At 71.6% G+C, this 26,093-nt stretch carries 27 protein-coding genes; 23 read left to right on the forward strand and 4 right to left on the reverse strand.

Annotated features, from left to right (window positions below):
* Positions 1-31 precede the first annotated feature (31 nt).
* The 3 genes from AB0M80_RS30030 (at position 32) to AB0M80_RS30040 (ending at position 4,578) form a co-directional block, all read left to right on the forward strand.
* Entirely contained in the window at positions 32-235 is a 204-nt protein-coding gene (locus tag AB0M80_RS30030; protein ID WP_364571630.1) for a hypothetical protein, read from the forward strand.
* A 7-nt stretch (positions 236-242) separates the two neighbouring features.
* The gene (locus tag AB0M80_RS30035) at positions 243-713 is read left to right on the forward strand and encodes a Clp protease N-terminal domain-containing protein (protein ID WP_364571632.1); all 471 of its coding nucleotides are present in this window, start codon (positions 243-245) and stop codon (positions 711-713) included.
* A 79-nt stretch (positions 714-792) separates the two neighbouring features.
* Positions 793-4,578: a hypothetical protein gene (locus AB0M80_RS30040; RefSeq protein WP_364571708.1), complete on the forward strand. Its 3,786-nt coding sequence runs from the start codon at positions 793-795 to the stop codon at positions 4,576-4,578.
* Between the two features lie 228 nt (positions 4,579-4,806).
* On the opposite strand, the gene AB0M80_RS30045 is transcribed toward AB0M80_RS30040, so the two are convergent.
* Positions 4,807-6,921, reverse strand: coding sequence for an ATP-binding domain-containing protein (locus AB0M80_RS30045; RefSeq protein WP_364571634.1), 2,115 nt, complete (start codon positions 6,919-6,921; stop codon positions 4,807-4,809).
* A 124-nt stretch (positions 6,922-7,045) separates the two neighbouring features.
* Here AB0M80_RS30045 and rsmD point away from each other — a divergent pair, with 124 nt between their 5' ends.
* The 12 genes from rsmD to AB0M80_RS30105 all read left to right on the forward strand — a co-directional run bounded on the left by rsmD (position 7,046) and on the right by AB0M80_RS30105 (position 16,292).
* Positions 7,046-7,606, forward strand: coding sequence for a 16S rRNA (guanine(966)-N(2))-methyltransferase RsmD (gene rsmD, locus AB0M80_RS30050; RefSeq protein ID WP_364571636.1), 561 nt, complete (start codon positions 7,046-7,048; stop codon positions 7,604-7,606).
* A 43-nt stretch (positions 7,607-7,649) separates the two neighbouring features.
* A complete protein-coding gene (coaD, locus tag AB0M80_RS30055) occupies positions 7,650-8,135 on the forward strand; it encodes a pantetheine-phosphate adenylyltransferase (protein ID WP_364571638.1) in 486 nt (161 codons plus the stop codon).
* 133 nt (positions 8,136-8,268) lie between these two features.
* Entirely contained in the window at positions 8,269-8,967 is a 699-nt protein-coding gene (locus tag AB0M80_RS30060; RefSeq protein WP_364571640.1) for a ribonuclease domain-containing protein, read from the forward strand.
* Positions 8,968-9,087: 120 nt separating this feature from the next.
* Positions 9,088-9,816 carry a DivIVA domain-containing protein gene (locus tag AB0M80_RS30065; protein ID WP_103343880.1) on the forward strand — a complete coding sequence of 243 codons (729 nt, stop codon included), beginning with the start codon at positions 9,088-9,090 and terminating at the stop codon, positions 9,814-9,816.
* Between the two features lie 76 nt (positions 9,817-9,892).
* Positions 9,893-10,495 (forward strand): YceD family protein, encoded by a 603-nt coding sequence (locus tag AB0M80_RS30070; protein ID WP_364571642.1) that lies wholly within the window; start codon positions 9,893-9,895, stop codon positions 10,493-10,495.
* A gap of 70 nt (positions 10,496-10,565) precedes the next feature.
* The gene (gene rpmF, locus AB0M80_RS30075) at positions 10,566-10,748 is read left to right on the forward strand and encodes a 50S ribosomal protein L32 (protein WP_013223689.1); all 183 of its coding nucleotides are present in this window, start codon (positions 10,566-10,568) and stop codon (positions 10,746-10,748) included.
* A gap of 13 nt (positions 10,749-10,761) precedes the next feature.
* Positions 10,762-11,514 carry a ribonuclease III gene (gene rnc, locus AB0M80_RS30080; RefSeq protein ID WP_364571644.1) on the forward strand — a complete coding sequence of 251 codons (753 nt, stop codon included), beginning with the start codon at positions 10,762-10,764 and terminating at the stop codon, positions 11,512-11,514.
* 88 nt (positions 11,515-11,602) lie between these two features.
* The gene (locus tag AB0M80_RS30085) at positions 11,603-12,958 is read left to right on the forward strand and encodes a polysaccharide lyase 6 family protein (RefSeq protein WP_364571646.1); all 1,356 of its coding nucleotides are present in this window, start codon (positions 11,603-11,605) and stop codon (positions 12,956-12,958) included.
* A 43-nt stretch (positions 12,959-13,001) separates the two neighbouring features.
* Positions 13,002-13,859 (forward strand): bifunctional DNA-formamidopyrimidine glycosylase/DNA-(apurinic or apyrimidinic site) lyase, encoded by an 858-nt coding sequence (gene mutM, locus AB0M80_RS30090; protein WP_364571648.1) that lies wholly within the window; start codon positions 13,002-13,004, stop codon positions 13,857-13,859.
* 58 nt (positions 13,860-13,917) lie between these two features.
* Entirely contained in the window at positions 13,918-14,352 is a 435-nt protein-coding gene (locus AB0M80_RS30095) for an XRE family transcriptional regulator (protein WP_364571650.1), read from the forward strand.
* A 195-nt stretch (positions 14,353-14,547) separates the two neighbouring features.
* Positions 14,548-15,117 carry a hypothetical protein gene (locus AB0M80_RS30100; RefSeq protein ID WP_364571652.1) on the forward strand — a complete coding sequence of 190 codons (570 nt, stop codon included), beginning with the start codon at positions 14,548-14,550 and terminating at the stop codon, positions 15,115-15,117.
* A complete protein-coding gene (locus AB0M80_RS30105; protein WP_364571654.1) occupies positions 15,114-16,292 on the forward strand; it encodes an MAB_1171c family putative transporter in 1,179 nt (392 codons plus the stop codon). The genes AB0M80_RS30100 and AB0M80_RS30105 overlap by 4 nt, the downstream gene beginning before the upstream one ends.
* A 111-nt stretch (positions 16,293-16,403) precedes the next feature.
* Here AB0M80_RS30105 and AB0M80_RS30110 read toward each other — a convergent pair whose 3' ends face one another.
* Positions 16,404-17,306: an SMP-30/gluconolactonase/LRE family protein gene (locus AB0M80_RS30110; protein ID WP_364571656.1), complete on the reverse strand. Its 903-nt coding sequence runs from the start codon at positions 17,304-17,306 to the stop codon at positions 16,404-16,406.
* Positions 17,307-17,367: 61 nt separating this feature from the next.
* On the opposite strand from AB0M80_RS30110, the gene AB0M80_RS30115 reads away from it, so the two are divergent.
* The 3 genes from AB0M80_RS30115 to AB0M80_RS30125 all read left to right on the forward strand — a co-directional run bounded on the left by AB0M80_RS30115 (position 17,368) and on the right by AB0M80_RS30125 (position 19,459).
* Positions 17,368-17,814, forward strand: coding sequence for an Lrp/AsnC family transcriptional regulator (locus tag AB0M80_RS30115; RefSeq protein WP_364571658.1), 447 nt, complete (start codon positions 17,368-17,370; stop codon positions 17,812-17,814).
* A gap of 86 nt (positions 17,815-17,900) precedes the next feature.
* Complete coding sequence (locus tag AB0M80_RS30120) at positions 17,901-18,224, forward strand: PadR family transcriptional regulator (protein WP_364571660.1); 324 nt, start codon at positions 17,901-17,903, stop codon at positions 18,222-18,224.
* Positions 18,221-19,459, forward strand: a complete 1,239-nt coding sequence (locus AB0M80_RS30125) for a hypothetical protein (protein WP_364571662.1) — start codon at positions 18,221-18,223, stop codon at positions 19,457-19,459. Before AB0M80_RS30120 ends, AB0M80_RS30125 begins: the two co-directional genes overlap by 4 nt.
* Positions 19,460-19,543: 84 nt before the next feature.
* Here AB0M80_RS30125 and AB0M80_RS30130 read toward each other — a convergent pair whose 3' ends face one another.
* Complete coding sequence (locus tag AB0M80_RS30130; RefSeq protein WP_364571664.1) at positions 19,544-20,068, reverse strand: general stress protein; 525 nt, start codon at positions 20,066-20,068, stop codon at positions 19,544-19,546.
* Positions 20,069-20,296: 228 nt separating this feature from the next.
* Between AB0M80_RS30130 and AB0M80_RS30135 the strand changes: the two genes are divergently transcribed.
* Genes AB0M80_RS30135 through AB0M80_RS30150 form a run of 4 tightly spaced genes read left to right on the forward strand, consistent with a single transcriptional unit; the run spans position 20,297 to position 24,469 of the window.
* Positions 20,297-21,643 carry a glutamine synthetase family protein gene (locus AB0M80_RS30135; RefSeq protein ID WP_364571709.1) on the forward strand — a complete coding sequence of 449 codons (1,347 nt, stop codon included), beginning with the start codon at positions 20,297-20,299 and terminating at the stop codon, positions 21,641-21,643.
* The gene (locus AB0M80_RS30140) at positions 21,624-22,337 is read left to right on the forward strand and encodes a gamma-glutamyl-gamma-aminobutyrate hydrolase family protein (protein ID WP_364571666.1); all 714 of its coding nucleotides are present in this window, start codon (positions 21,624-21,626) and stop codon (positions 22,335-22,337) included. The genes AB0M80_RS30135 and AB0M80_RS30140 overlap by 20 nt, the downstream gene beginning before the upstream one ends.
* Entirely contained in the window at positions 22,338-23,702 is a 1,365-nt protein-coding gene (locus tag AB0M80_RS30145; RefSeq protein WP_364571668.1) for an aldehyde dehydrogenase family protein, read from the forward strand.
* Positions 23,702-24,469, forward strand: coding sequence for a 3-oxoacyl-ACP reductase (locus tag AB0M80_RS30150; RefSeq protein WP_364571670.1), 768 nt, complete (start codon positions 23,702-23,704; stop codon positions 24,467-24,469). Before AB0M80_RS30145 ends, AB0M80_RS30150 begins: the two co-directional genes overlap by 1 nt.
* On the opposite strand, the gene AB0M80_RS30155 is transcribed toward AB0M80_RS30150, so the two are convergent.
* Positions 24,466-24,663, reverse strand: a complete 198-nt coding sequence (locus tag AB0M80_RS30155) for a hypothetical protein (RefSeq protein WP_364571672.1) — start codon at positions 24,661-24,663, stop codon at positions 24,466-24,468. The two genes, AB0M80_RS30150 and AB0M80_RS30155, sit on opposite strands and share 4 nt — an antisense overlap.
* Positions 24,664-24,735: 72 nt before the next feature.
* On the opposite strand from AB0M80_RS30155, the gene AB0M80_RS30160 reads away from it, so the two are divergent.
* Positions 24,736-26,043, forward strand: a complete 1,308-nt coding sequence (locus tag AB0M80_RS30160; protein WP_364571674.1) for a helix-turn-helix transcriptional regulator — start codon at positions 24,736-24,738, stop codon at positions 26,041-26,043.
* Positions 26,044-26,093: the final 50 nt, after the last annotated feature.

Raw genomic sequence — 26,093 nt, forward strand, 5'->3', positions numbered from 1 at the left:
TGACATCAGCGTCAGGCTAGACTGACACACCGTGGAAGCGGAAGAGCTTTCGGGGCGCGTTTCGGAGACCGACCCCGCGGTGGCGCTGCGGGCCGTCGGTGCCCTCCACCGGCTCGCCGAGCAGGTCGAGGCGGCCGCCGTCACGCACGCCAGGGAACGCGGCTGGTCGTGGGAGCAGATCGGGGACGCCCTCGGCGTCGCCCGGCAGTCCGTGCACGCGAAGTACGGGAAGTGAGGCCGTCGTGCTCGACCGGCTGATCGCCAAGAGCCCCTTCGCCACGGCGGTGACCGCCGCGCTCGAGGAGTCCCGCCGCCGCGGCGACCGGCGGCTCGGCACCGAGCACCTGCTGCTCGGACTGCTCCACGACCCCGGCGGCGCACCCGCGCGGGCGCTCGGCGTCGACCTCGGCACCGCGCGTGCGGCCCTCGACCGGCTGGACCGGGCGGCGCTGGCCGCGCTCGGCATCGAGGTCGAAGGCCTCCGGCCGGCGGTGGTCCCGCCGCGGCGCGCCCGGGTGACGCCGGGGGCGTTGACGTCGAACGCCCGCGCGGTGGTCAACGAGGCGATCCGCGGGGTGCCGCGGCCGCGCGATCCGGTCGCCCTGCTGCGCGTGCTGCTGACGGTGACGCCGCCCGATCCGGCCGCCGATCTGCTCGCCGAACTCGGCGTGGACCGGGAAGCGGTCCGGCGTCGGCTGGAACCGCCCACCTGACCACGCGCGATTGGCTACGGTGGGCGAACCGGAAGGAGAACCGGAAAAAGGGGGACGGGTGCCGCGTCCGGAGCGACCTTTGGATCCCGGCGACGATCTGCTGACCGAATTCGCCGCCGATCTCCGGCGTTTGCGCGAGAGCGCCGGGAATCCGACGTACCGCGAGCTCGGGCGGCGCGCGCACTACTCGGCCGGGACGCTCTCCGAAGCCGCCGGCGGGCGGAAACTCCCCAGCTTGGCGGTCACCCTGGCCTACGTCCGGGCCTGCGGCGGGGTGCCGGGGGAATGGGAGGAACGCTGGCACGCCGTCGCCGACGAGTCCCGCCGGGACGGTGCCGGTTCACCGCCTGAACCGGAATCCGGGGAAATTCCGCCGTACGTCGGGCTGGCCGCTTTCACCCCCGCCGACGCGGGACGATTCTTCGGGCGGGAACGGCTCGTCGAAAAACTCGTCGAACGGCTGGGGAGACAACGATTTCTCGCTGTCCTCGGCGCGTCCGGCTCGGGGAAGTCGTCCCTGCTGCGGGCCGGGCTGCTGCCCTCGGTGAAGGGTCCGGCCGTGCTGCTCACCCCGGGTGCCCGCCCGCTGCAGGAGTGCGCGGTCAAGTTCGCCGCCGCGCTCGGTGTCGCGCCCGGCGCCCTGCTCGACGACTTCGCCGCGCACCCGCGCAACCTCGGGCTCGCCGCCCGGCAGCTGGCCGACAGCGGTGTCGAAGATGTCGTCGTGGTCGTCGACCAGCTCGAGGAGGTCTTCACCCTCTGCCAGGACGAGAAGGAGCAGGCGCGGTTCCTCGACGCGCTCGTCACCGCGACCACCGAACCGGGCAGCCGGACCCGGGTGGTGCTCGGCATCCGCACCGACTTCTACACCCACTGCGCCCGGCACGCGGAGCTCGCCGAGGCCATGCAGGACGCCCAGGTCCTGGTCGGCCCGATGACGACCGAGGAGCTCCGGCAGGCGATCTCGCGGCCCGCCGTCGACACCGGGTACCGCGTCGAAAACGCGCTGGTTTCCCGGCTCGTCGCGGACGCCACCGGCCAGCCCGGCGTGCTGCCGCTGCTTTCGCACGCGCTGCTGGAGACGTGGCGGCGGCGCCGCGGCACCACGCTGACCCTGGCCGGCTACGAGTCGACCGGCGGCATCGAGCGGGCCATCGCGCAGACGTCCGAAGGCACCTTCGCGAAGCTGTCCCCGCGTCAGCAGCGGCTGGCGCGGCAGATCTTCCTGCGGATGACCGCGCTCGGCGAAGGCACCGAAGACACCAAGCGCCGCATCGGCCGCGCCGAGCTCGACACCGACGACGCCGACGACACCGACACCGACACCGCCGTAGTTCTCGCCGAGCTGGCCGCGGCCCGGCTGGTCACCCTCGACGACACCGGCATCGAGATCGCCCACGAAGCCCTCATCCGCGGCTGGCCGCGGCTGCGCGAGTGGCTCACCGAAGACCGCGAAGGCCTGCGCGTCCACCGGCAGCTCACCGAGGCGACCGACGCCTGGGAGTCCGTCGACGAGGACCCCGGCTGGCTCTACCGCGGCACCCGGCTGGCCATCGCCCGGGAGTGGGCCGCGCGCCAGGACTCGGCGTTGTCCCGGCGGGAACGGCGGTTCCTCGACGCGAGCCTCGCCGTCGAGCACGCCGAATCGTCACGCGCCGCTGCACAGGCCAGGAAACTGCGGCAGCTGGTCGCCCTGCTCGCGGTCCTGCTGGTCGTCGCCGTGGCCGCCACCGTCTACGCCGTGCGCGCCGAGACCACGGCCACCGACCAGCGCAACAGCGCGCTCGCCCAGAAGGTCGCCGGCCAGGCGCTGGCCATGCGCGTGACGAACCCCGCGCTGGCCGCGCAGCTCGCGCTCGCCGCGTACCGCCTGGATCCCGGGGCCGAGGAGCGCAGCGGCCTGCTCGGCATGTTCGGGTCGCCGTATTCGACGCGGCTCACCGGGCACACCGGCCGGGTCAACACCGCCGCCCTCCGCCCGGACGGGCGGGTCCTCGCCACGGCCAGCTGGGACGGCACGGCACGGCTCTGGGACATCCACGACCCGCGCCACCCCGTGCCGCTGGGCGTGCTCGCCGGGCACACCGGCAACGTGAACAACGTCGCCTTCGCCGCCGACGGCCGGACGATCGCCACCGCGGGCTTCGACGGCACCGTCCGCGTCTGGGACGTCGCCGACCCGGCCCGGCCGGGGCCCGGCGCGACGATCGAACAGCACCCGGGCAAGTCCTACGCCGTCGCGTTCAGCCCGGCCGCGCCGCTGCTGGCGACCGCCGACGTCAAGGGCACGATCCGGCTGTACGACACCACCGACCCCGCCCACCCGCGACCGTCGGGGGAGCTGAGCGGGCACACCTCGTACGTCAACAACCTCGCCTTCAGCGCCGACGGCCGGCTGCTCGCCTCCGCGTCGGCCGACAAGACCGCGCGCGTCTGGGACGTCGCTTCGCGGCGTCAGCTCGGCGTCGCGGCCGGGCACACCGACGTCGTGCACGCGGTCGCGTTCAGCCCCGGCGGGCAGACGCTCGCCACGGCGAGCCAGGACGAAACCGCACGGCTGTGGGACGTCACCGACCCGGCCCGCCCGGCGCAGCTGGCGTCGCTCACCGCGCACAAGGCGATCGTGCGCGCGGTGGCGTTCACCGCCGACGGGCGCACGCTCGCCACCACCGGCTTCGACCGCACGGCCCGGCTGTGGGACGTCGCCGACCCGCGGCAGCCGCGCGAGCTGCCGTCGCTGCCCGGGCACACCGGCGCGGTCGTCTCCGCGGTGTTCACCCGCGACGGCCGCACCCTCGCCACGGCCAGCGACGACCAGACCGCCCGGCTCTGGGACCTGCCCGGGCCCGGCATCCCCGCGCACACGGGCCGGGCGTGCCACGTCGCCTTCGGCGGGGTCGGCGAGCTGCTGGCCACCGGCGGCTACGACGAGGCCGTGCGGCTGCACGACCTCACCGATCCGCGCGCGCCCCGGACGACGGCCACGATCGGCGGATTCGGCGACGCGGTCTGCGGCGTCGCCGTCAGCCCGGACGGCCGGACCCTGGCCACCGGCAGCTGGGACCACACGATGACGCTGCGGGACATCACCGATCCGGTCCACCCGGGGCCGCCGGTGGTGTTCAACCGGTTCCACGACGACCTCGACGCGGTGGTCTTCAGCCCGGACGGCCGGCTGCTCGCCACCGCGGGCGACGGCCACACGGCGCGCCTGTGGGACCTCGCCGACCGCACCCGGCCGGTCGAGATCGCCAAGCTCGAGGGCCACGACGACGACGTCCACACCCTCGCGTTCAGCCCCGACAGCCGGACGCTCGCCACGGCGAGCTGGGACCACACCGCGCGGCTCTGGGACGTCTCGGCGCCCCGGGCCCCGCGGCCGCTCGCGAAACTGGAGGGGCACACCGACACGGTCTTCTCGATCGCCTACAGCGCCGACGGCAAGCACGTCGCCACGGCGAGCGCCGACCGGACGGTGCGCCTCTGGAACGTCGCGGACCCGGCGCACGTGCCGCCCGTGGTGGTGCTGGACGGGCACACGGACACCGTCATGTCGGTGTCGTTCAGCGGCGACGGCCGGCGGCTGGCGTCCGGCAGCTACGACCGGACGATCCGGCTGTGGGACGTCGCCACCGCGACGCCGTACGCGGTCCTGCCCGAGCAGCGCGACCGCGTCTACGCCGTGCAGTACGCCCCGGACGGCCACACACTGGCCGGAGCGGGTGCGGACGGCACCGTACGGTTGTGGGAGACCGATCCTGACCGGGCGGCCGAACGAATCTGCGCGGCGGTGTCACCCCGCATCACCGAAGCCGAGTGGGCCGAGAGCCTGCCGGACCTCGACTACACCCCGCCTTGCCCCTGACCGGCGAACCGGGTTGTTCGGCATTGTTGTTCGGTGGCTGCGCGCGGACACCGAACAACCCGGATCGGATAGACATGCCCTCGGACGGAAAACGTCCCCACGACGTTCATCTCACCGGGGGTCTGAAGGGCTCCTTCAAGGGCACGGGAACCCGCCTCCCGCCCCTCGAAGGAGCCCTTCAGCGTCTCCCGCGCTCCAATCGCGCGAGTCGACCCTCCAGGCTCGGGATCAGACCGCCGGGAGCCAGTCCGGGTTCGAGGCCAGCACGATCAGCTGCTGCGTCGCCCGCGTCAGGGCCACGTACAGCACCCGGCGGCCCGTCGTCGACTCGGTGATCAGGTCGACCGGCTCCACCAGCACCACCGCGTCGTACTCCAGGCCCTTGGAATCCAGGCTGCCCACGACCTTGAGCCGCTCGTCGGCCTGACCCGACAGCCAGCCCGCTACCTCGGGCACCCGGTCCATCGCCGTGATGACGCCGACCGTGCCCTCCACCGCGCCCAGCAGTTCCTTCACCGCCGCCTGCGTCGCCGAGGCCAGGCCGGCCGCCTCCACCGGGCGGACCTCCGGCTCGACCCCGGTGCGGCGGACCGCCACCGGCAGTTCGCCGGACTCCGCGTGCCCGGCCACCACCTTCGCCGCCAGGTCGAAGATCTCCGCCGAGTTCCGGTAGTTCGTGCGCAGCGTGAACCGGCGCCGCGCGGTCTTGACGCCGAACGCCTGGTCCCGCGCCGCAGCCGCCTCCGCCGGGTCCGGCCACGAGCTCTGCACCGGGTCCCCGACCACCGTCCAGCTCGCGTACTTCCCGCGCCGGCCGACCATCCGCCACTGCATCGGCGAAAGGTCCTGTGACTCGTCGACGACCACGTGCGAGTACTCGTCGTAGTGCTCCGGCCGCGTCGGCGCCCCGCCCGAGCGCTCCGGCTCGACCTCGATCACCTGGCGCCGCTTGCGCTTCGGCGGCGGCCCGATCAGCACGCGCAGCTCGTCCAGCAGCGCCACGTCCGCGATGGACCAGCCCCGCGACCGGTCCGCGAAGTCCGCGGCCAGCATCGAGATCTCGCGCCGGTTCAGGATGCCCTTCGCCACCGAAGCCAGCCGCTTCTCTTCGCCCAGCCACTTGAGGATCTGCGCCGGGTACAGCACCGGCCACCACACGACCAGGAAGCGGTGGAAGTCGATCCGCTCGCCCAGGTCGGTGATCAGCTCGGCGCGGTCGAGCTGCCTGCCGTCGTCCTTCGCGTGCTCCTCGGCCTTCGCCGCCAGCGCGTCCAGCAGCATCTCCGCCGCCCGGATCCGCGACCGGTTCGGCGGCGCGCCCTGCGTGTGGGCCTTGCGGCGGATCTTCTCCAGCTCGCGCGCGTTCAGCTTGAGGACCTCGCCGCGGTAGACGATCCGCATCTCCTCCGGCGCTTCCGGCGGCGTGTCGCGCAGCGCCCGCAGCAGCACCTTCCGCATCCGCAGCGACCCCTTGACGGCGGCGAGCGGCGCCGCGTCCTGCCGCGTCGCCTCCAGGCCGTCGAGGACCTCGCCGAGCGCGCGCAGTTCGACGTTCGTCTCGCCCATCGAGGGGAGGACCCGCGAGATGTAGCTGGTGAAGACCCCGGACGGCCCGATCACGAGCACCCCGGCGCCGCCGAGCTGACGCCGGTAGCGGTACAGCAGGTAGGCGGCGCGGTGCAGCGCGACCGCGGTCTTGCCGGTGCCCGGCCCGCCGGTGATCTCGGTGACGCCGCGCCACGGCGCCCGGATGACCTCGTCCTGTTCCTTCTGGATGGTCGCGACGATGTCGCGCATCTTCTCGCCGCGCGAGCGCCCGAGGGCGGCCATCAACGCGCCTTCGCCGACGATCTGCATGTCCTCGGGCACGGCGTCGGCCATCAGGACGTCGTCGTCGACGTCGAGGACGTTCTGGCCCGAGCAGCGGATCACGCGCCGCCGCACGACGTCCATCGGTTCCTCGGCCGTGGCCTGGTAGAACGCCGCCGCGGCCGGGGCGCGCCAGTCCGTGACGAGGTTGTCGAACTCGGCGTCGCGGATGCCGAGCCTGCCGACGTAGGTGCGTTCTCCCTCGCGGTCGTCCAGCCGGCCGAAGACGAGCCCCTCGTACTCGGCGTCGAGGCTCTGCAGCGTCTGGTTGGCGTGGTAGACCATCATGTCGCGCTCGAACAGCATCGACGCCTGCTCGAAGATCGCTTCGCGCTGCGCTCCCTGGCCGATTTCGTAGCCCTTCGTGCGCATCGCCTCGGCTTGGGCCCGCAGTTCGTCCAGACGCGTGTACACGCGATCGACGTGGGCTTGTTCGATGGCGATCTCGGCCCGTCTGACCCGAGGTTCCGACACGCATGGCTCCTTGACAGCTTTGGGATCGCCTCCGAGGGCGAAGAACGACTCTACGCGGTGGCCCGGGCGGGGACACCCGTGTCCCGGTCATCCGCGCCGCGCGCCGTCCCCTCACAATCGGGGGGTGACCAGGATCGTGGCCGGGACGGCGGGCGGACGGCGGCTGAAGGTGCCGCCGAAGGGCACCCGGCCGACGTCGGAACGCGTGCGGGAAGCCCTGTTCAACGCCCTCGAGACGGCGGGCGAGCTGGACGGCGCCCACGTCCTGGACCTCTACGCCGGGTCCGGCGCGCTCGGCCTCGAAGCCCTTTCGCGCGGCGCGGCGGACGCGGTGTTCGTGGAATCCGACCGGCGTGCCGTGGACGTCCTGCGCGGCAACGTCGCGGCGCTGGGCCTGGGCGGCACGGTCCGGGCGGGGCAGGTCGAAGCGGTGGTCGCCGCCCCCGCGCCCCGATCGTTCGACCTGGTGCTGGCCGACCCGCCGTACGCCGTGGACTCGGCCGCGCTCGGCAAGGTGCTGGCCTCGCTGGCGGCGGGCGGCTGGCTGGGGGAGAGCGCTCTCGTGGTGGTCGAACGCGCGGCCCGTGACGGCGAGCCGGACTGGCCCGCGGGCTTCGAGCCTTCGCGCGCGAAGAAGTACGGCGACACCGCCGTCTTCTGGGCGGAGTACGCGGCTGTGGCGTGAGCCACACGGCGGAGACCCGGTGCGGCACGGTAGCGTCCGCGCCATGCGGCGTGCGGTCTGTCCCGGTTCCTACGATCCGGCCACCAACGGGCACTTCGACATCATCGAACGGGCCAGCCGGCTGTTCGACGAGGTCGTCGTCGCGGTGGGGGTGAACAAGAGCAAGAAGGGCCTCTTCGAGATCGAGGAGCGCCTGGAGATGCTGCGCGAGATCACCGCGAAGCTGCCGAACGTGCGGGTCGACGCCTGGGAGGGCCTGCTGGTCGACTACTGCCGCGACCACGACATCGCGGCGATCGCCAAGGGCCTGCGCTCGGTCAGCGACTTCGACTACGAACTGCAGATGGCGCAGATGAACCGCGAGCTCACCGGCGTCGAGACGCTGCTGATGGCGAACAACCCGGCGTACGGCTTCGTGTCGAGCTCGCTGGTCAAGGAAGTCGCCGCGCTCGGCGGGGACATCGAGCACCTCGTACCGCCGATCGTCTACGAGCGGCTCTCGGGGAAGTTCCCGAAGCTCGGGCGCTGATCCTCCACAAGGGACACCGGCGTGTCCGGTTCCCGTCGTTCGGCCCCCTCCGTTCGTCGGGACTTGGGTGCGGTGGTGGCGGAGTTCACGTCGTCGTCTTCTGACGATCATCCGATCGGGTTACGGTCCGAAAATGACCAACTACCGATCACGCCTGGTCGCGGTCCTCTTCGCGCTCCTCGCCACGCTGTTCGCCGGGGTCACCGCCGCCGAAGCGGTGCCGAACTCACCGGCCGTCGCCGAGCAGAACTCCTGCGGGAACCTCGCCGGGTTCTCCCACACGACGCTCCCGGCGCTCCCGGCCGAAGCGACGACCACCTACAACCTGATCCGGAAGGGCGGCCCCTTCCCCTACCCGCAGAACGACGGCGTCGTCTTCGACAACCGGGAAGGCGTCCTCCCGGCCTGCGCGTCGGGCTACTACCACGAGTACACGGTGCCCACGCCGGGTTCGAGCACCCGCGGCACGCGCCGCATCGTGACCGGCAGCGGCGGCGAGTACTTCTACACCGGCGACCACTACGCCACCTTCAAGGTCATCGACGTCGGCGGCGGCACCACGCACGCGTGCGGCGACCTGTCGGGCCTGGCGAAGATCGGCTACTCCCAGCTGTCCTCGGCGGCGAAGGCCGTCGTGGACGACGTCCGCGGCGGCGCGGCCACCGGCACGACCTACGAGAACCGGGAAGGCGTGCTCCCGGCCTGCGCGTCCGGCTACTACCGGCTGTTCGCGGTGGGCACGAACGACCGCGTGATCTCCGGCAAGGCGGGCGAGCTCGCCTACACACCCGACCGCTACGTCACCTTCAAGCGGATCGACCCGGCTTCCTGAGCTTCGCGACGGCCACCGGGCGGGTCCGCCGAAGAGGACACGCCCGGTGCCGTGCGCCTTCACCGCTTCGGCGCCCGATGCGGGCAGACTGGAACACAGCGACAGGGGATTGGAGTTGCCGTGTACCGGGTTTTCGAGGCGCTCGACGAGCTCGTCACCATCGTCGAGGAGGCGCGCGGCGTCCCGATGACGGCCAGCTGCGTCGTACCCCGGGGAGACGTGCTCGAACTCCTCGACGACGTCCGCGACGCGCTGCCCGCGGAGATCGACGACGCCCAGGACGTCCTCGACAAGCGGGACGACCTGATCCACGCCGCCCGCAAGGAAGCGGGTGAGACGGTCGCCGGCGCGAACGCCGAGGCCGAGCGCGCGATCGCCGACGCGACCGACGAAGCCGAGCGCATCCTCGCCGACGCGCGCGCCCGCGCCGAGCAGATGCTCGCCGACGCGCACGACCAGGCCGACCGCACGGTGGCGGCGGGCCAGGCCGAGTACCAGAACCTCACCGACCGCTCGCGCGCCGAGTCGGAGCGCATGGTCCAGGCCGGCCGCGACGCCTACGACCGCGCGATCGAGGACGGCCGCGCCGAGCAGGCCCGCCTCGTCGCGCAGACCGAGGTCGTCCAGGCCGCGCACGCCGAGTCGGCCCGCATCGTCGACGAGGCCCACGCCGAGGCCGACCGCCAGCGCGCGGACTGCGACGCCTACGTCGACGGCAAGCTGGCGGAGTTCTCGGAGCTGCTGGCGACGACGCTGCGCACGGTCGACTCGGGCCGCAACCACCTGCGCTCCCCGGCGAACCTGCCGAGCTCGGGCGGCCGCCCGACGCTCTACGACTACCAGGTGTGACACGCATCTCGGCCGGTGGGCCCCGCACGCCGTCCCTGCTCAAAAGCGGTGGCACACCCTGCGTACTCTGGACAAGATGTCCGAGAACAAGACCCCCCAGATCGACGACCGCAGCCCGTGGGTGATCGACACCCGTGAGCTCGGCCGTCACGCCGGCCTCAGCCGCGCCGTCCGGCGCAGCGTGCCGGTGGAGACGCCGCTCGGCGTCCCCGATGTGATCACCATCGACGCCGGCTCCGAGCTCCGGCTCGACCTGATGCTCGAGTCCGTCGTCGAAGGGGTGCTGGTCAGCGGCACCGCGAAGGCGACCGCCCACGGCGTGTGCGCCCGCTGCCTCGACCCGCTGATCGAGGAGGTCGAGGTCGAGGTCCAGGAGCTGTTCGCCTACCCGGGGTCGGCCACGGAGGAGACCACCGACGAGGACGAGATCCCGCGGCTGGTCGACGACCGGATCGACCTCGAGCCCACCGTCCGCGACGCCGTCGTGCTGGCCCTGCCGCTGGCGCCGCTGTGCACCGAGGACTGTGCCGGGCTGTGCATCGAATGCGGCGTCAAGTGGGCCGATCTCGAGCCCGGACACGGGCATGAGAAGATAGACCCTCGGTGGGCCGCACTGGTCGAGCGCTTCGACGAGAATGCGGGCGAAAAGCCTGCGCCGGGTCCCGCTGAGCAAGCCTGACGAGCGACCCAGCTCGTTCCGGAGGAAGTTCGCTCGCACCGCGAGCAGACCGTCATAAGGAGATCTACTCGTGGCCGTCCCGAAGCGGAAGATGTCGCGATCCAACACGCGCTCCCGCCGCAGCCAGTGGAAGGCGGCTCCGGTGCAGCTGGTGCCCTGCTCCAACCGCGCCTGCAAGCAGCCGAAGCTCCAGCACATCGCGTGCCCGTCGTGCGGCCAGCACAACGGCCGCCAGGTCGTCGAGCCCGCCTGATCGGGTAGCCGACATGGGGGGCAAGACGCCCGGGGGACCACCGGCCGATCCGGCGCCGTTGCTCGAAGCGCTCGGGGTCACACTCGACCCCGAGCTGCTCCGGCTTTCGCTGACCCACCGTTCGTACGCGTACGAAAACGGGGGGCTGCCGCCGAACGAGCGGCTGGAGTTCCTCGGTGACGCCGTGCTCGGCCTCGTCGTCACCGATCACCTGTACAACACGCACCCTGACCTGCCCGAAGGTCAGCTCGCGAAGCTCCGCGCCAGCGTGGTCAACATGCACGCACTGGCGCGGGTGGCACGCGGGCTCGGCGAGGGCGGGCTCGGGGCGCACCTGCTGCTCGGCAAGGGCGAAGAGCTCACCGGCGGCCGGGACAAGGCGAGCATCCTCGCCGACGGGCTGGAGGCGGTGATCGGCGCCGTGTACCTCGAACACGGCATCGAGATCGCGCGCAAGCTCGTGCACCACCTCTTCGACGGCCTGCTCGCCGAAGCGCCGCTGCGCGGGGCCGGGCTCGACTGGAAGACGAGCCTGCAGGAGCTGACCGCGTCGGCCGGCCTCGGCGTGCCCGAGTACAAGGTCGAAGACACCGGGCCGGATCACCGCAAGGAGTTCACGGCCACGGTGCTCGTCGCCGGCCGTCCCCTCGGCGACGGTGCCGGGTCGACGAAGAAGGAAGCCGAGCAGAAGGCCGCCGAGACGGCGTGGCGTTCGCTGTCCGCCGAACTCGAGGCGCAGAAGAAGGCCGCCGAACCGGAGTCCTGATCAGCGGGAACCCCCGTTGACGATGCCGCCTGCCGCTCAGTAGCGTGATGATCATCCGCCGCGCTGGTCCCACTGAGAGGTTTGGCGGATGCGTCTGTTCTTCGTTCCCCTGATCGCGGCGGCCCTCGTCGTCGTACCCGGCCCTTCGGCATCGGCCGCGCAGATCCGCGTCACGTCGCTGGCGGCCCTGCAGTCCGCCATGGACAAGGCGAATCCCGGCGACACCATCGCGCTCGCCGACGGGAGCTACTCCGCGGGCTCGACGCTGTCGATCAAGCGGTCCGGCACCGGCTCGGCGCCCGTGACGATCGCCGCCGAGCACACCGGCCAGGCCACCATCACCGGCTCGAAGACGTTCGCCTTCGCGAGCGGTGTCTCGAACGTCGTGCTGCGGGGCTTCAAGTTCAGGGGCGGCGCTGCGCTGAGCGTCCCCGCGGGCGCGTCCCGCAACCGCCTGACCCGCAACGACTTCCAGCTCACGAGCGACGGCAATTGGGTGACCGTCAGCGGTGACGACACCGTGGTCGACCGCAACGTCTTCCAGAACCGCACCAGCCAGGGCGTGTTCCTGCAGATCCTCGGGCCGTCCGGTGCCATGGCGAAGCGCGTTCACGTGCACCACAACTACTTCTTCAACCACCAGTTCTCCGGTTCGAACGGCGGCGAGTCCCTCCGGCTCGGGCTGAGCGACCGCCAGTCGTACACCGCGAACGCGCTGATCGAGAACAACCTGTTCGAAAAGGCCGACGGCGACAGCGAGGCGATCTCCGTCAAGTCGTCCGACAACGTGGTGCGGGACAACACGATCCGCGACAGCAGGGGCTACCTCGTGCTGCGCCACGGCAACCGCAGCGTCGTGGAGGGCAATCTGCTGTTCGGCTCCGGCATCCGGTTCCACGGCAACGACCACAAGATCGTCGGCAACTACGTCGCGAATTCCGGCGACCGCGCGATCGTCTTCGGCTCCGGCAACGAGGCCGACAGCGGCCCGGCGAGCAAGCTCCACGACCGGCCGGACCGCGTGACGGTCGCGTACAACACGGTGCTGGGTTCGAACAGCGTCATCGACGGCGACGGCGGCGACTTCAAGCCGAAGGACTGCGTGGTCGCGGACAACATCGTCAAGGGGACCTCGGGCACGCTCGTCACGCTGCCCAGCGGGTCGACGGTGAAGTACGAGGGCAACATCACCTTCGGCGGGACGGCGGGGATCCCGTCGCGCGCTGTCGACCCTAAGCTGGTCAAGGACGCCGCCGGGCTCTACCGGCTGGCTTCCGGCAGTCCGGCGATCAACGCGGGTGCCGGGTCGTACCCGTACGCCGCGAAGGATTTCGACTCCCAAGCCCGCACGGGCGCGTTCGACGTCGGCGCCGACGAGTACTTCGCCTCCGGGACGACCCGGGTCCCGCTGACCAAGGCGGACGTCGGCCCCACCGCTCCGTAGGTGCTTTTCGAAAACTGTCGTACCTGCCGGGCACAATGGCCGTATGCCCGAACTTCCCGAGGTCGAAGTGGTCCGCCTGGGTCTGCAGGCGCACGTCGCGGGGCGGACCATCCGCGAGGCGGAGGTCCTGCACCCCCGCGCCATCCGCCGGCACGCCCTCGGCGCGGAGGACTTCACGCAGCGGCTTGCCGGCACCCGCGTGGAGGCGGCGCGGCGCCGGGGCAAGTACCTGTGGCTGGAGCTGTCCGACAAGGAGGCGCTGCTGGCCCACCTCGGCATGAGCGGGCAGATGCTCGTCCAGCCCGAGGGCGCGCCGGACGAGAAGCACCTGCGGGTGCGGCTGCGCTTCGACGACGACGGGCCGGAGCTGCGCTTCGTCGACCAGCGGACGTTCGGCGGCCTGGCGCTCGACGACCTCAACGCCGTGCTGCTCCCGGACACGATCGCGCACATCGCGCGTGACCCGATGGACCCGGAGTTCGACCTCGACGCCGCCGTGCGTGCGTTGCGATCGCGGCGCACCGAGGTCAAACGGGCGCTGCTCGATCAGACGCTGGTGTCGGGGATCGGCAACATCTACGCGGACGAGGCGCTGTGGCGCGCTCGGCTGCACTGGTCCCGGCCGACCGGAAAGCTGACCATGGCGAAGGGCCGCGAGCTGCTGTCGGCGGCGTCGGACGTGATGAACGCGGCGCTGGGCGCGGGCGGCACGTCGTTCGACGCGCTGTACGTGAACGTCAACGGGCAGTCGGGGTACTTCGACCGGTCGCTCGACGCGTACGGCCAGGAGGGGATGCCGTGCCACCGGTGCGGCACGGCGATCCGGCGGGAGCCGTTCATGAACCGGTCGTCGTTTTCCTGCCCGCGGTGCCAGCCCCGGCCGAGGGCGAACTCGGGTTGATAAATGGGGTTCGCCTTTCAGCTAGGATGAATACGCCTGGTAGCTGAGGGAGTGCATCGTGGTCAACGAGCCCGGAAAGTCGACGCTGGCCGACAAGATCGACCGGCTGTTCCACGTGGTCCGCAGGCCCGATCGGGAGCCGTACAGCAACGAAGAGGCCGCCAAGGCCTGCCGTGAGGCCACGGGCGAGAGCTTTTCGACGACGTACTTGTGGCAGCTGCGCACCGGCCGCCGCGACAACCCGACCAAGCGGCACCTCGAAGCACTCGCGCAGTTCTTCGGAGTGCCGCCGGCGTACTTCTTCGACGACGAACAGAGCCGGAAGATCGCCGAAGAGCTGGCCCTGCTGGGTGCCCTGCGCGACGCTGGGGTCCGGGACCTGGCGTTGCGCGCGGTGACGTTGTCGTCGGACGGCCTCGACACGATCAGCGACATGATCGACGCGATCGCCCGAAGGGAGGCCGGTCGCGGCGGTTCGAAGAAGGAGAGCTGAGGATGGCGGTTGCCGCAGGCCGGGCCGCGGTCTCACGGGGCTCGCCGCGAATCGCCCGGTCCGGCCGGGATCCACCTGCGGGGAACCACCTCCGGCGTCCGCGCGTCGGATTTGCCTCCGGCCGCAACCACGGGAGCTCTGCCGCGTTGATCCGGCTGGAAGGGTTCGGCTGTGGCGGGGTGAGGGAGGGCTGAAGTGGCGAGACCACCGTGGCGGGGGCGACCGGCCCGCTCACTCTGGCGGCGGGCTCGCGAAGTCGCCGACACCGTCAGCCTGCCCGAACCGTTCGATGCCGAGGGCTTCGTCGCGGGCCTGGCCGCCGAGCGCGGCCGCCCCATCGAACTGATGCCGGTCAGTGCTCCCGAAGGCGCGCCGTGCGGGTTGCTGATGAGCACCGAGCGCGCCGACTACATCCTCTACCCGACCAACACGACCGCGCTGCACCGGCGGCACATCCTGCTGCACGAGGTCGGCCACCTGCTGTGCGGCCACGTCGGCTCCGACGCGGGCGCCGACGGCGTGGCCATCGACGCCGCGGCCGGGCGGCAGCTGATGCCGAACCTTTCCCCCGAGCTGGTCCGGCGCGTGCTCGGACGCACCACCTACTCGGAGGTCGAGGAGCGCGAAGCCGAGCTCGTCGCGAGCCTGCTCGCGCAGCGCGTCGTCCGGCCCGCCCAGGCGCGCGAACCCGCGCCCGGCGTCCCGGAGGGCGTGCGGCGCTTCGATTCGCTGTTCGGTGGGCGGTCCCGCCGCCGCACGCCGTGATCGAAACCCTCGCCTACTACCTCTGCGTGGTGGGCTTCGCCGGATTCGGGTACAAGCTGATCGAGGCGCGCCGCAGCCAGCCGGTGCGCACGATGTGGTTCCTCGCCGGTTTCGGCATCTGCATCGCCACCGGCATTGTGGTGCTGACCCCGGCGATGGAGGCCCTGATCGGTCCGGGCCCGGTGTTCGAGTGGGTCGTGACCCTGGCCGGTGACGAGCTGAAGCTGGGCGCGATCGGCTTCGCGGTCGCTTTCACGCAGGCGGTGTGGCGGGGCGAAGGCGCGCGGCCGGCCCCGCACGCGCTGGTCACCGGGGCGACGATGGTGCTGCTCGGGGTGTGTTTCGCGCTGTCCGAGCCGGAGCGCGTCGGCGACGAGACGGTGTTTTCTCCCGGCACGCTGCCGTTCGCCTTGGGCGACAAGGTCCTGTTCTTGTTCTACAGCCTGGTCAGCTTCGGCCTGCTGTTCGCGGTGTTCGTCCGCAGCGCGTGGCACGCGGAGCCGGGACCGTTGCGCGCCGGGCTGTGGCTGCTGGTCGTCGGCGTGGGCGCGGCGACCGCGTGGACGTTCTGGGACGTCGGCGACGTCGTGGAGCTCGCGCGGACGGCGCGGATCGGTGCCCGCGAGGACCTGCCGTCGTCGGTGCTCGCCGCGGCGACGATCGGCTTCGTCACAGCGGGGGCGACGCTCAGCGCGTGGTCGCCGGCGGTGTCGTCGGTGATCGGCCGGGTCCGCGCGTACCGCGCCTACCGCCGCATCGAGCCGTTGTGGACGGCGTTGCGCACGGCGGTCCCGGGCATCGCGCTCGACCCGGGCCGCGAACTGGCGGGCGGCGCCGAGTTCGCCCTGTACCGCCGGGTCATCGAAATCCGCGACGGCCACCTGGCCCTGCGAGCCCACTTCGACCCGGACCTCCCGGCCCGCGCGGAGGCGGCGGCGCGCCGCGCGGGAGTCCGCGAAGCCGAGGTGGCGGCCACGGTGGAAGCGGTGACCCTGGCGGCGGCGATCGAGGCGGGCCGCGCGGGAAAGCGCTTCGCCCGCGAACCCGACCATCCGGCGGAACCGGACACGGAAGCGGACGTGGCGACCGAGGCGGCCTGGCTGGTCCAGGTGAGCCGAGCCTGGCGCCGGCACGACGCGGTGGTGGAGCGGGTGAAGGCGGGTGCGTCCGGTTAGCGCCGGCCCGGCGGTGGTGGGGTGGGTGAGGCGGGCGCATCTGGCTAGCCCCCCGCCCGCGGTGGTGGAGCGGGTCCGCGCGGGTGCGTCCAGTTAGCCCCCACCCCGCGATCAGCGCGGATACCGAGCCCCGTTCACCGTCACCCGCAACGTGTACAGCGAGCTCGAAGCCGTGATGAACAGCTCGTTCCCCCGTGCTCCGCCGAAGGTGAAGTTCGAACACACCTCCGGGATCCGCAGCTTCCCGATCCTCGTTCCGTCCGAAGCAAAACAGTGCAGGCCGTCGTGCGCCGCCGCCCACACCTGGCCTTCGCTGTCCACCCTCACTCCGTCGAAACCGCCACTGTCGCTCGTCGCGAAGATCTCGCCGCCCGTCAGCTTTCCGTTCTCGCCGACCGCGAACACCCGGAGGTGGCTCGGCTTCTGGCGCGTGTCCGCGATGTACAACCGCGACTCGTCCGCCGAAAACGCCAGCCCGTTCGGCCGCGAGAAGTCGTCCGCGACGATCGTCACCGAGCCGTCCGGGGCTGCCCGGTACACGTGGCAGGCGCCGATCTCGCTCTCGGCTCGGTACCCCTCGTAGTCGCTGTCGATGCCGTAACTCGGGTCGGTGAACCAGATTGACCCGTCCGAGTGCTCGACGACGTCGTTCGGGCTGTTCAGGCGCTTCCCCCGGTACTCCGACGCCAGCACCGTGATCGAGCCGTCGTGTTCGGTGCGCGTCACGCGGCGGGGACCCTGCTCGCAGCTGATCAGCCGGCCCCGACGGTCCACCGTGTGGCCGTTCGCGTACCCGGACGGCTGACGGAACACGCCGACCCGGCCCGTCGTCTCGTCCCAGCGCAGCGTGCGGTCGTTCGGGATGTCGCTGAACACCAGGTAGCGGCCGGCCGGGAAGTACGCCGGCCCCTCCGTCCAGCGGCAGCCCGTGTGCAGGCGCTGCGTCCACTCGTCGCCGTTGACGCGCGCAAACCGCTCATCCAGCAGCTGGAAGTCCGTCTTGATCAGGTCCATCACTCACTCCTCATGAAATTCTGTCAAAAGCATGGATGACCGAACCTGATATGGTCAAGTTGTGGATGAAGTAGATCGCATACTGCTCAACGAGCTCCAGCGCGACGCCACGCAGGCGTACACCGCCCTCGGCAAGGCCGTCGGGCTCTCCGCGGGCGCCGCCCACGAGCGCGTGCGCAAGCTCCGGGACCAGAACGTCATCCGGCGGACCACCGTGGACGTCGACCCGGCCGCCGTCGGCCGCGGGGTCGCGGCCTTCGTGCTCGTCGAAGCGAACGCCTGGATGGGTGACCACCCGGTGCGCGAAGCCCTCGAAGCGCTGCCGGAAGTTGTGGAGGCCCACGTCATCGCGGGCCCGGCGTCGCTGCTGGTCAAGGTGCGCACGGCGACGACCGAGGACCTCCAGGCGTCGCTGCGCCGGCTCTTCGCGATCGACGGCGTCACCGGCACGCAGACGATCGTGGTCCTCGAATCCTTCTTCGAGCGGCCGGTCGACACCCGGGCCTGAGCGGACCGCCACGCGTGCCGGCCCTCCGCCGTGCGCACTACTGTGCATTGCGTGGTACCTTTCCAAGCGCAAGACTGGAGGGTGCAGTGGAGATCAGTCAGCTGCTCAAGGGCGTGCTCGATCTCGCCGTTCTCGCGGTGCTCCGCGCGGAAGACGGCTACGGGTACGACGTCCTGCGAAGACTCCGGGCCGCCGGCCTGGACGAGGTGGGGGATGCGTCGGTGTACGGGACGTTGCGCCGGCTGTACAAGGCCGGCCTGCTGACCTCGTACGTGGTGCCCAGCGAAGAGGGGCCCCACCGCAAGTACTACAGCCTGAACGAGCCGGGCCGGGCCCGGCTGGCGGAGTCGGGCAAGACCTGGCAGAGCTTCGCATCGACGATGAACGTGCTTTTGGGAGAGGCAGCATGAGCGACAAGCCGACCGCCGTGCGGGTGTACCTGGCGCGGGTCCGCACCGCGCTCGCCGACCTGCCCGCGAGCGAGATCGAAGAGATCCTCGAGGACGTCCGCCCGCACCTGGCGGAACTGGAGGGCGAGCTCGGTGAAGGCGCCCGCGTCGAGGCCCTGATCGAACGACTCGGCTCCCCCGAGAGCTACGCCGCCGAACTGCGCGCGTCCGGTGGATACCCGGCGCCGGGGGAAGGCGCCACGCAGGTGCTCACGACGACAGCCGCGCCCAGCCTGGTGAAGCCGCGCGTCGCGTTCTGGGGCCTGGTGCTCTGCGCGCTGGCCATCGCGCTGCTCGCGTTCGGCGCCGCCGTCGCCGTCGACCCCGACGTGCTCATCGGCCTGCTGCTGTTCGCGCCGGTGTTCCTCGTCAGCCTGGTGCTGCTCCTGCGCGGCGGGGTCGAACCGGTGCTGGCGCTGCCGGAGGTGCAGTGGCTGCGCACCGCGATGGCCAAGGGGCGCGAGCAGGAGGACACCGGCAAGTTCCTGCGCTACCTCGGTTCGCTCAAGCCGGCGTGGTGGGTGCTGTGCGCCGTCGCGCTCGTCGCGTTCGGGCTGTTGTTCATGCTGCGGGACCGGGATGCGGTGCTGCTGCTGCCGTTCCTGATCCTCGCCGCCGCCGGGGCCTTGTGGGCGGGTCCGCGGGTGCGCGCCGACCGGCGGCTGCTGTGGGTGGCCGTGCCGATCTCGGCCTTCGTCATCGGCGGCGCACTGGGCGGCTTCGGCGCCGTGCTCGACCTCTTCGCCCGCGGGAACTCCTACTCGGGCCCGTCGTCGTACTACCCGTCTTCGTCCGACCACTACGGCAACGACCAGCTGAGCTACGGCGGCCGCGACGTCGAGAACGTCTACGCCTTCGACGCCGAGGGCAAGCCGCTGACCGAGGTCTACCTCTACGACGAAGAGGGCAGGCCGATCACGCTGACCCGCTACGGCTGCGAGCGCGCGAGCGGCAGCAGGCAGAAGATCGGCGAGGACAACCGGTTCCCGCGGCCGAAGATCGAGCAGGGCGTCACCGACGACCAGGGCAACTACAACGGCTACAACGGGTACCGCGGGGCCTGCCGCGAGATCGCGGGCGTGCCGTTCAGCGCCGCGATCCCGAAGGTGACGGTCCCGGCCACCCCGTCGGTCGCGCCGGTGCCGCCGCCCACGACCACCACGCCGCCGCCGGCCTCGGCGACACCGACCAGGTAGGGGGACAGGAGCGGTCGGGGCCGCTCCTGACGCGGCGAAGGCCGCCTCCGGGTTTCCCGGGGGCGGCCTTCGATCTTCGGTGGGTCAGTGGCCGAACGCGCTGCGCGCCGCCAGGTCCGCCAGCAGCGCGCGGCCCTTCTCGGCGTTGCGGGGCTGGGACAGGACGTCGTAGCGGCGGGCCACCAGTTGGCTCTGCGAGATGAACCCGCGCTTGTTCCGGTTCACCGCGTAGCCCAGTGCGCCGAAGAGCAGGTTGAACCCGAGCCCGGCGACCAGGCCGATCACGATCGGGACCAGGCCCGCACCCGGGTTGAGCAAGCTGAGCATCAGACCGAGGAACAGGCCGAACAGCGCGCCGGACGTCGCCGCGCTGCCGAGGACCTTGCCCCACGACATCTTGCCCGCGACCCGCTCGACGAGCAGCGGCTCCACGCCCACGATCGTGACGTCGGTGACGGGGAAGTCGGTGCCCGCGAGGTGGTCGACCGCGCGCTGTGCCTGCTCGTAGGACTCGTACGAACCGATCGGCCAGCCGGTGGGCAGGGTCGGCAGCTGGGGCCGGGCCTGCTGCTGTCCGATCGTGCTCTGCTGCGTGAATGCTGTGGTCATCGATCTCACCTCTCTTGCCCTGTCCAACGTGTGAGCGCCGCGGTTTCCTCCCGCGCGAGCGAATTCACAGACTCTTCTCAGCCGGGCAACCCGGACAATCCGACCGCCGACCCAATGGTTCAAGAAAATACCTTTTCTCGGGTTGACCCCGATCTGGTCACCGGGTAGGAAGGACCGGCAAAGGATTCATACTAAACCTTTGGGGCGACGATGGCACGCAGGCGAGGCATGCTCACGCTCGACGAACTCCGGGCGCGCGTGGACGCGGGCACGATCGACACCGTGCTCGTCGCCCTCACCGACATGCAGGGCAGGCTGCAGGGCAAGCGCTGCTCGGCCGAGTACTTCCTGGACGAGGTCGTCGGCCACGCCACCGAGGCCTGCAACTACCTGCTGGCCGTGGACGTCGACATGAACACCGTCGGCGGGTACGCCCTCTCCTCCTGGGACAGCGGGTACGGCGACTTCGTGCTGCGCCCCGACCTCGAAACCCTGCGCGAGGTCCCGTGGCAGGAGGGCACCGCGCTGGTGCTGGCCGACGTCGAGCGCGTGCAGGGCGGGCCGGTGTCGGTGTCGCCGCGCCAGATCCTGCGCCGCCAGCTCGACCGGCTCACCGAGCGGGGACTGGCCGCCTACGTCGGCACCGAGCTCGAGTTCATCGTCTTCGACGACACCTACGAGGCGGCCTGGGACAGGCGCTACCACGGCCTCAAGCCCGCCAACCAGTACAACGTGGACTACTCGATGCTCGGCACCGCGCGGCTGGAGCCGCTGCTGCGCCGGATCCGCAACGACATGGCCGGCGCCGGGCTCTACCCGGAGTCCGCCAAGGGCGAGTGCAACCCCGGCCAGCAGGAGATCGCCTTCCGCTACACCGATGCCCTGAGCACGTGCGACAACCACAGCGTGTACAAGAACGGCGCCAAGGAGATCGCCGCGCAGGAGGGCAAGAGCCTCACCTTCATGGCGAAGTACAACGAGCGCGAGGGCAACTCCTGCCACATCCACATCAGCCTGCGCTCGACCGAGGGCCGCGCCGTCCTGGCGGGGGAGAGCGAGCACGGCTTCTCCAAGCTGATGGAGCACTTCCTGGCCGGCCAGCTCGCCGGGCTGCACGAGCTGACGTACTTCCTCGCGCCGAACGTCAACTCCTACAAGCGGTTCGTCCCCGGCAGCTTCGCGCCGACCGCCATCGCCTGGGGTACCGACAACCGCACCTGCGCGCTGCGCGTCGTCGGCCACGGCGAGTCGCTGCGCGTGGAGAACCGGGTGCCGGGCGGCGACGTCAACCCGTACCTCGCCGTCGCCGCGCTCGTCGCCGCCGGGCTCCACGGCATCGAGAACGAGCTGGAGCTGGAAGAGCCGTTCACCGGCAACGCCTACAGCTCCGGCCGGGACACCGTGCCGACCACCCTGCCCGAGGCCGCCGCGGCCCTGGCGGGCAGCCGCCTGGCGCGTTCGGCCTTCGGCGACGACGTCGTCGACCACTACCTGAACGCGGCGAAGATCGAAATCGACGCCTACAACGCCGCCGTCACCGACTGGGAGCTGATCCGTGGCTTCGAGCGCCTCTGACCACCGGCCCGTCATCGGCCTCACCAGCTACCTGGAACCCGCGAAGTTCCTGGTGTGGGAGGCCGAAGCCGTGCTGCTGCACCGGTTCTACGTCGACTGCGTCGTCGCGGCGGGTGGCATCCCGGTGGTGCTCCCGCCGGTGTCCGACGCGTACGACCGGCTGGTGTCCACTGTGGACGGGCTGGTCCTCACCGGCGGCGCCGACGTCGAGCCCGCGCGCTACGGCCACGAGCCGCACCCGGCCACCTACGTCCGGCCGGAGCGCGACGCCTTCGAGTTCGGCCTGTTCGAAGCCGCGCGCAAGGCGGGCAAACCGGTGCTCGGCGTGTGCCGCGGCCTGCAGGTGATGAGCGTCGCCCTCGGCGGCACCCTGGCCCAGCACCTGCCGGAAAGCGCGGGCACCACCGAGCACCAGCCCGCGCCGGCGACGTTCGGCCGGGGCACCGTCACGCTGGCCGAGGGGAGCCGGGCCGCCGCCATCCTGGGGCCCGAGACCAAGACCCTGTGCTACCACCACCAGGCCATCGACCGGCTCGGCACCGGCCTGGAGGCCGTCGGGTGGTCCGCCGACGGCACGATCGAGGCCGCGGAAGTGCCCGGCGAGTTCACGCTGGGCGTCCAGTGGCACCCCGAGCAGGACAGCGACGACGTCCGGCTGTTCCAGGCTCTCGTCGACGCGAGCAAGGAGAAGTAGATGACCACGTTCGACGTCCTGAACCCCGCCACCGAGGAGGTGGTGCGGACGGTCGCGCTGACGAGCGCCGAGGAGACCGACGCGGCGATCGCCCGCGCGCAGGCGGCGTTCCCGGCGTGGCGCGACGTCACCCCCGGCGACCGCGCGCGGCTGCTGCGCCGCTTCGCCGACGCCGTCGAGGCCGACATCGAGAACCTCGCGCGGCTGGAGGTCGAGAACTCCGGGCACACCATCGGCAACGCCCGCTGGGAGGCGGGCAACGTCCGCGACGTGCTCAACTACTACTCCGCGGCCCCGGAACGCCTGATCGGCAAGCAGATTCCCGTCCCGGGCGGCGTCAACGTCACGTTCCAGGAGCCCCTGGGCGTGGTCGGCGTGATCGTGCCGTGGAACTTCCCGATGCCGATCGCCGGCTGGGGGTTCGCGCCCGCGCTCGCCGCCGGGAACACCGTCGTCCTGAAGCCCGCCGAGCTGACGCCGTTGACCGCGCTGCGGCTCGCCGAGTTGGCGCGCGAGGCCGGTATCCCGGAGGACGTCTTCCAGGTGCTGCCCGGCAAGGGGTCCGTGGTCGGGCAGCGGTTCGTCGAGCACCCATCCGTGCGCAAGGTCGTCTTCACCGGCTCGACCGAGGTCGGCAAGCAGATCATGGCGGGCTGCGCGGCGCAGGTGAAGCGCGTGACGCTGGAGCTGGGCGGCAAGAACGCCAACATCGTCTTCGCCGACTCCGACCTGGAGAAGGCCGCGGCGACCGCGCCCTACGGCGTCTTCGACAACGCCGGCCAGGACTGCTGCGCACGGTCGCTGATCCTGGTGCAGGCCGGCGTTTACGACCGCTTCATGGAGCTGCTCGAGCCCGCGGTGCACGGCGTCGTCGTCGGCGACCCCGCCGACGAGAAGACCGAGATGGGCCCGCTGATCTCGGCCGCGCACCGGGAGAAGGTGGCTTCTTACGTGCCGGACGACGCGCCCGTCGCGATCCGCGGCCACGCGCCGGATGGCCGCGGCTTCTGGTTCCCGCCGACCGTCCTCACCCCGCCGGACCTGCGCCACCCGGCCGCGGCGGACGAGGTCTTCGGCCCGGTCGTCGCCGTCGTGCCGTTCACGGAAGAGGCCGACGCGATCCGGATGGCCAACGCGACCGAGTACGGCCTGTCCGGGTCGATCTGGACCCGCGACGCCGGCCGCGCGTTCCGGGTGGCGCGCGGCGTCGAAGCCGGCAACCTGTCGGTGAACTCGCACTCGTCGGTGCGCTACTGGACGCCGTTCGGCGGCTTCAAGCAGTCCGGCCTGGGCCGCGAGCTGGGCCCGGACGCCGCGGCGGCGTTCACCGAAACCAAGAACGTATTTCTGAGCACGGAGGAGTAATGGTCCAGCGTTTCGAAGGCCGCGTCGCGGTGATCACCGGGGGCGCAAGCGGCATCGGGCTCGCCTCGGCCCGCCGCCTGGCGAGCGAAGGCGCGAAGGTCGTCATCGCGGACCTCACGCCGGCCGAGGGCAAGGCGGCCGCCGACGAGATCGGCGGCGCGTTCATCCAGACCGACGTCACCGACGCCGAGCAGGTCGAGAACCTGTTCCACAGCACGGTGGAGCAGTTCGGCTCGGTCGACGTCGCCTTCAACAACGCCGGCATCTCGCCGCCGGAGGACGACTCCATCCTCACCACCGGCATCGAGGCGTGGGAGCGCGTCCAGCGCGTCAACCTGACGTCGGTCTACCACTGCTGCAAGGCCGTCCTGCCGCACATGCAGCGCCAGGGCAAGGGCTCGATCATCAACACGGCCTCGTTCGTGGCGGTGATGGGCGCGGCGACGTCGCAGATCTCCTACACCGCGTCCAAGGGCGGCGTGCTCGCGATGAGCCGCGAACTCGGCGTGCAGTTCGCGCGGGAGAACATCCGCGTCAACGCGCTGTGCCCGGGACCGGTGAACACCCCGCTGCTCAAGGAGCTGTTCGCGAAGGACCCGGAACGCGCGGCGCGGCGCCTGGTGCACGTCCCGGTCGGCCGGTTCGCCGAACCGTCGGAGATCGCGGCCGCGGTCGCGTTCCTGGCCAGCGACGACGCCAGCTTCATCACGGCGTCGCAGTTCCTCGTCGACGGCGGCATCTCCGGCGCGTACGTCACCCCGCTCTAACGCTTGGTCGGTTTCTTGACGCCGTACACCTCCCGCAGGTAGCTCCAGGCGGCGTTGAGCTTCTTGCGCTCTTCGGAGACGAGCCGTTCGCGACGGCGCAGGACGCGGGTGGCGATTTCGGAGGCGAGGAAGGCGCCGGCGGCGAAGGTCAGCACGCCGACGATCAGGGTGAGGGCGATGATGGTGGTCGTCATGCCGTTCAGCGTCGGGCGCGCGTGGGCGTTTCGTCCCTGCGCAAAGCTAGCGGGTTTCGTTAGCTTTGTGAGGTGACGCACTGGCGCGCCGACGAGTGGGCGGAAGCGGTCCGGACCGGCATCCGCTCCCGGGGCCTCTCCCTGGACGAGGCCGCGCGGCGCATCGGCGTCCCGACGTCGACGCTGCGCAGCTGGATCGAGCACCGGCACGCGCCGAAGGTGACCGTCTTCGACCACTGGGCGCAGCTCGCCGAGGTCACCGGCCTCGGCGAGGCCGAGCTCTTGCGCGTTGCCGGGGTACTGCCCGACAGCCTCGCCGGCCCGGTGCACGTCGCTCAGGCGGCGAAGGCGCTGCGGGAGGGCATCGACCGGGCCGGCCAATTCCTCCGCCAGGCCACCGCGCTGGTGTACTCCTCGCCCGGCACCCAGGTGGCCAACGCCATCGCGGCGTCGCCGATCGACTGGGAGATGCGGATCCGCTCCGCCACCCGCGGCGACGAGGTCCGCGTCACCTACCACCACTACGTCGGGATCGTGCCGCCGCGGGACTTCCCCCACGACGACGCCGAGGTGCGCCGCATCATCGAGCAGGAGATCCTCGGCGAGCTGTGGCGGCCGCTGGGCCTCTACTGGCGGGTCGCCGAGGTGCACGACTGGCACGAGCCGCCCCGGCTGGTGATCCAGGTGCCCGAGCAGGAGGCGACGCGGCCGCCCGCGCCGTCGCCGGTCGTCGCCGCGCCGCCGGTGGTCGTGCTGTCGCCGATCTGGGGGTACGGCGAGCTGCTGGCGTCGCTGGTCGCCGACGGGCTCGGGTTCGGCAACGTCGACTTCCGCTACTTCGGCCTCCCCGAGACGATGGCCGACCGGGTCCGGATCACCGCCCGCGAGCTGGCCGAGCCCGCGCCGCGGCTGGTGCACTCGGTGCCGCCGATCATGCTGCTGCACGGGCTGGCCGTGCCCGACCTGACCGGACGGCTCCCGGTCGTGGTCCGCTACGGCCCCCGCATGCGCGAGCGGGCAGCGCGTATTTACCGCGAGCCGCTGCTCGAAGCCGGGTTCGCGGACCCCGCGGAAGGCGCCCGCGCGATCGAGGCGGCCGTCGGGGCCGGGGTCCCGCCGGGCTGCGCGTACTTCGAGGTGACGCTGGCCGACGAGGACGTCTTCGACGGCGACCGCCCCTCCCTCGACCGGCTCAACGACTCGGTGGCGTGGTTCGCCGAACAGATCGTCGAGCAGGTGCTCCTGGGCGCGGGGCTGCCCCCGGTGCCGCTCGGCGGCCCGCTCAAGCGCCTGGTCCTCCCGTCGGGCCGGGTCCGGCGGCCGCCGGCGCTGGCCGGCCAGGTGGTCCGCCGGGTCGCCGGTGAACCCGGATCCGCTTGAGGTGGGGTCGAAGACCGATGTGGCGTTGCCCGGGTGAAGTAGACGGACGT

It is taken from the genome of Amycolatopsis sp. NPDC051045 (genome assembly GCF_040682955.1).
In the GTDB taxonomy this organism is placed as follows: domain Bacteria; phylum Actinomycetota; class Actinomycetes; order Mycobacteriales; family Pseudonocardiaceae; genus Amycolatopsis.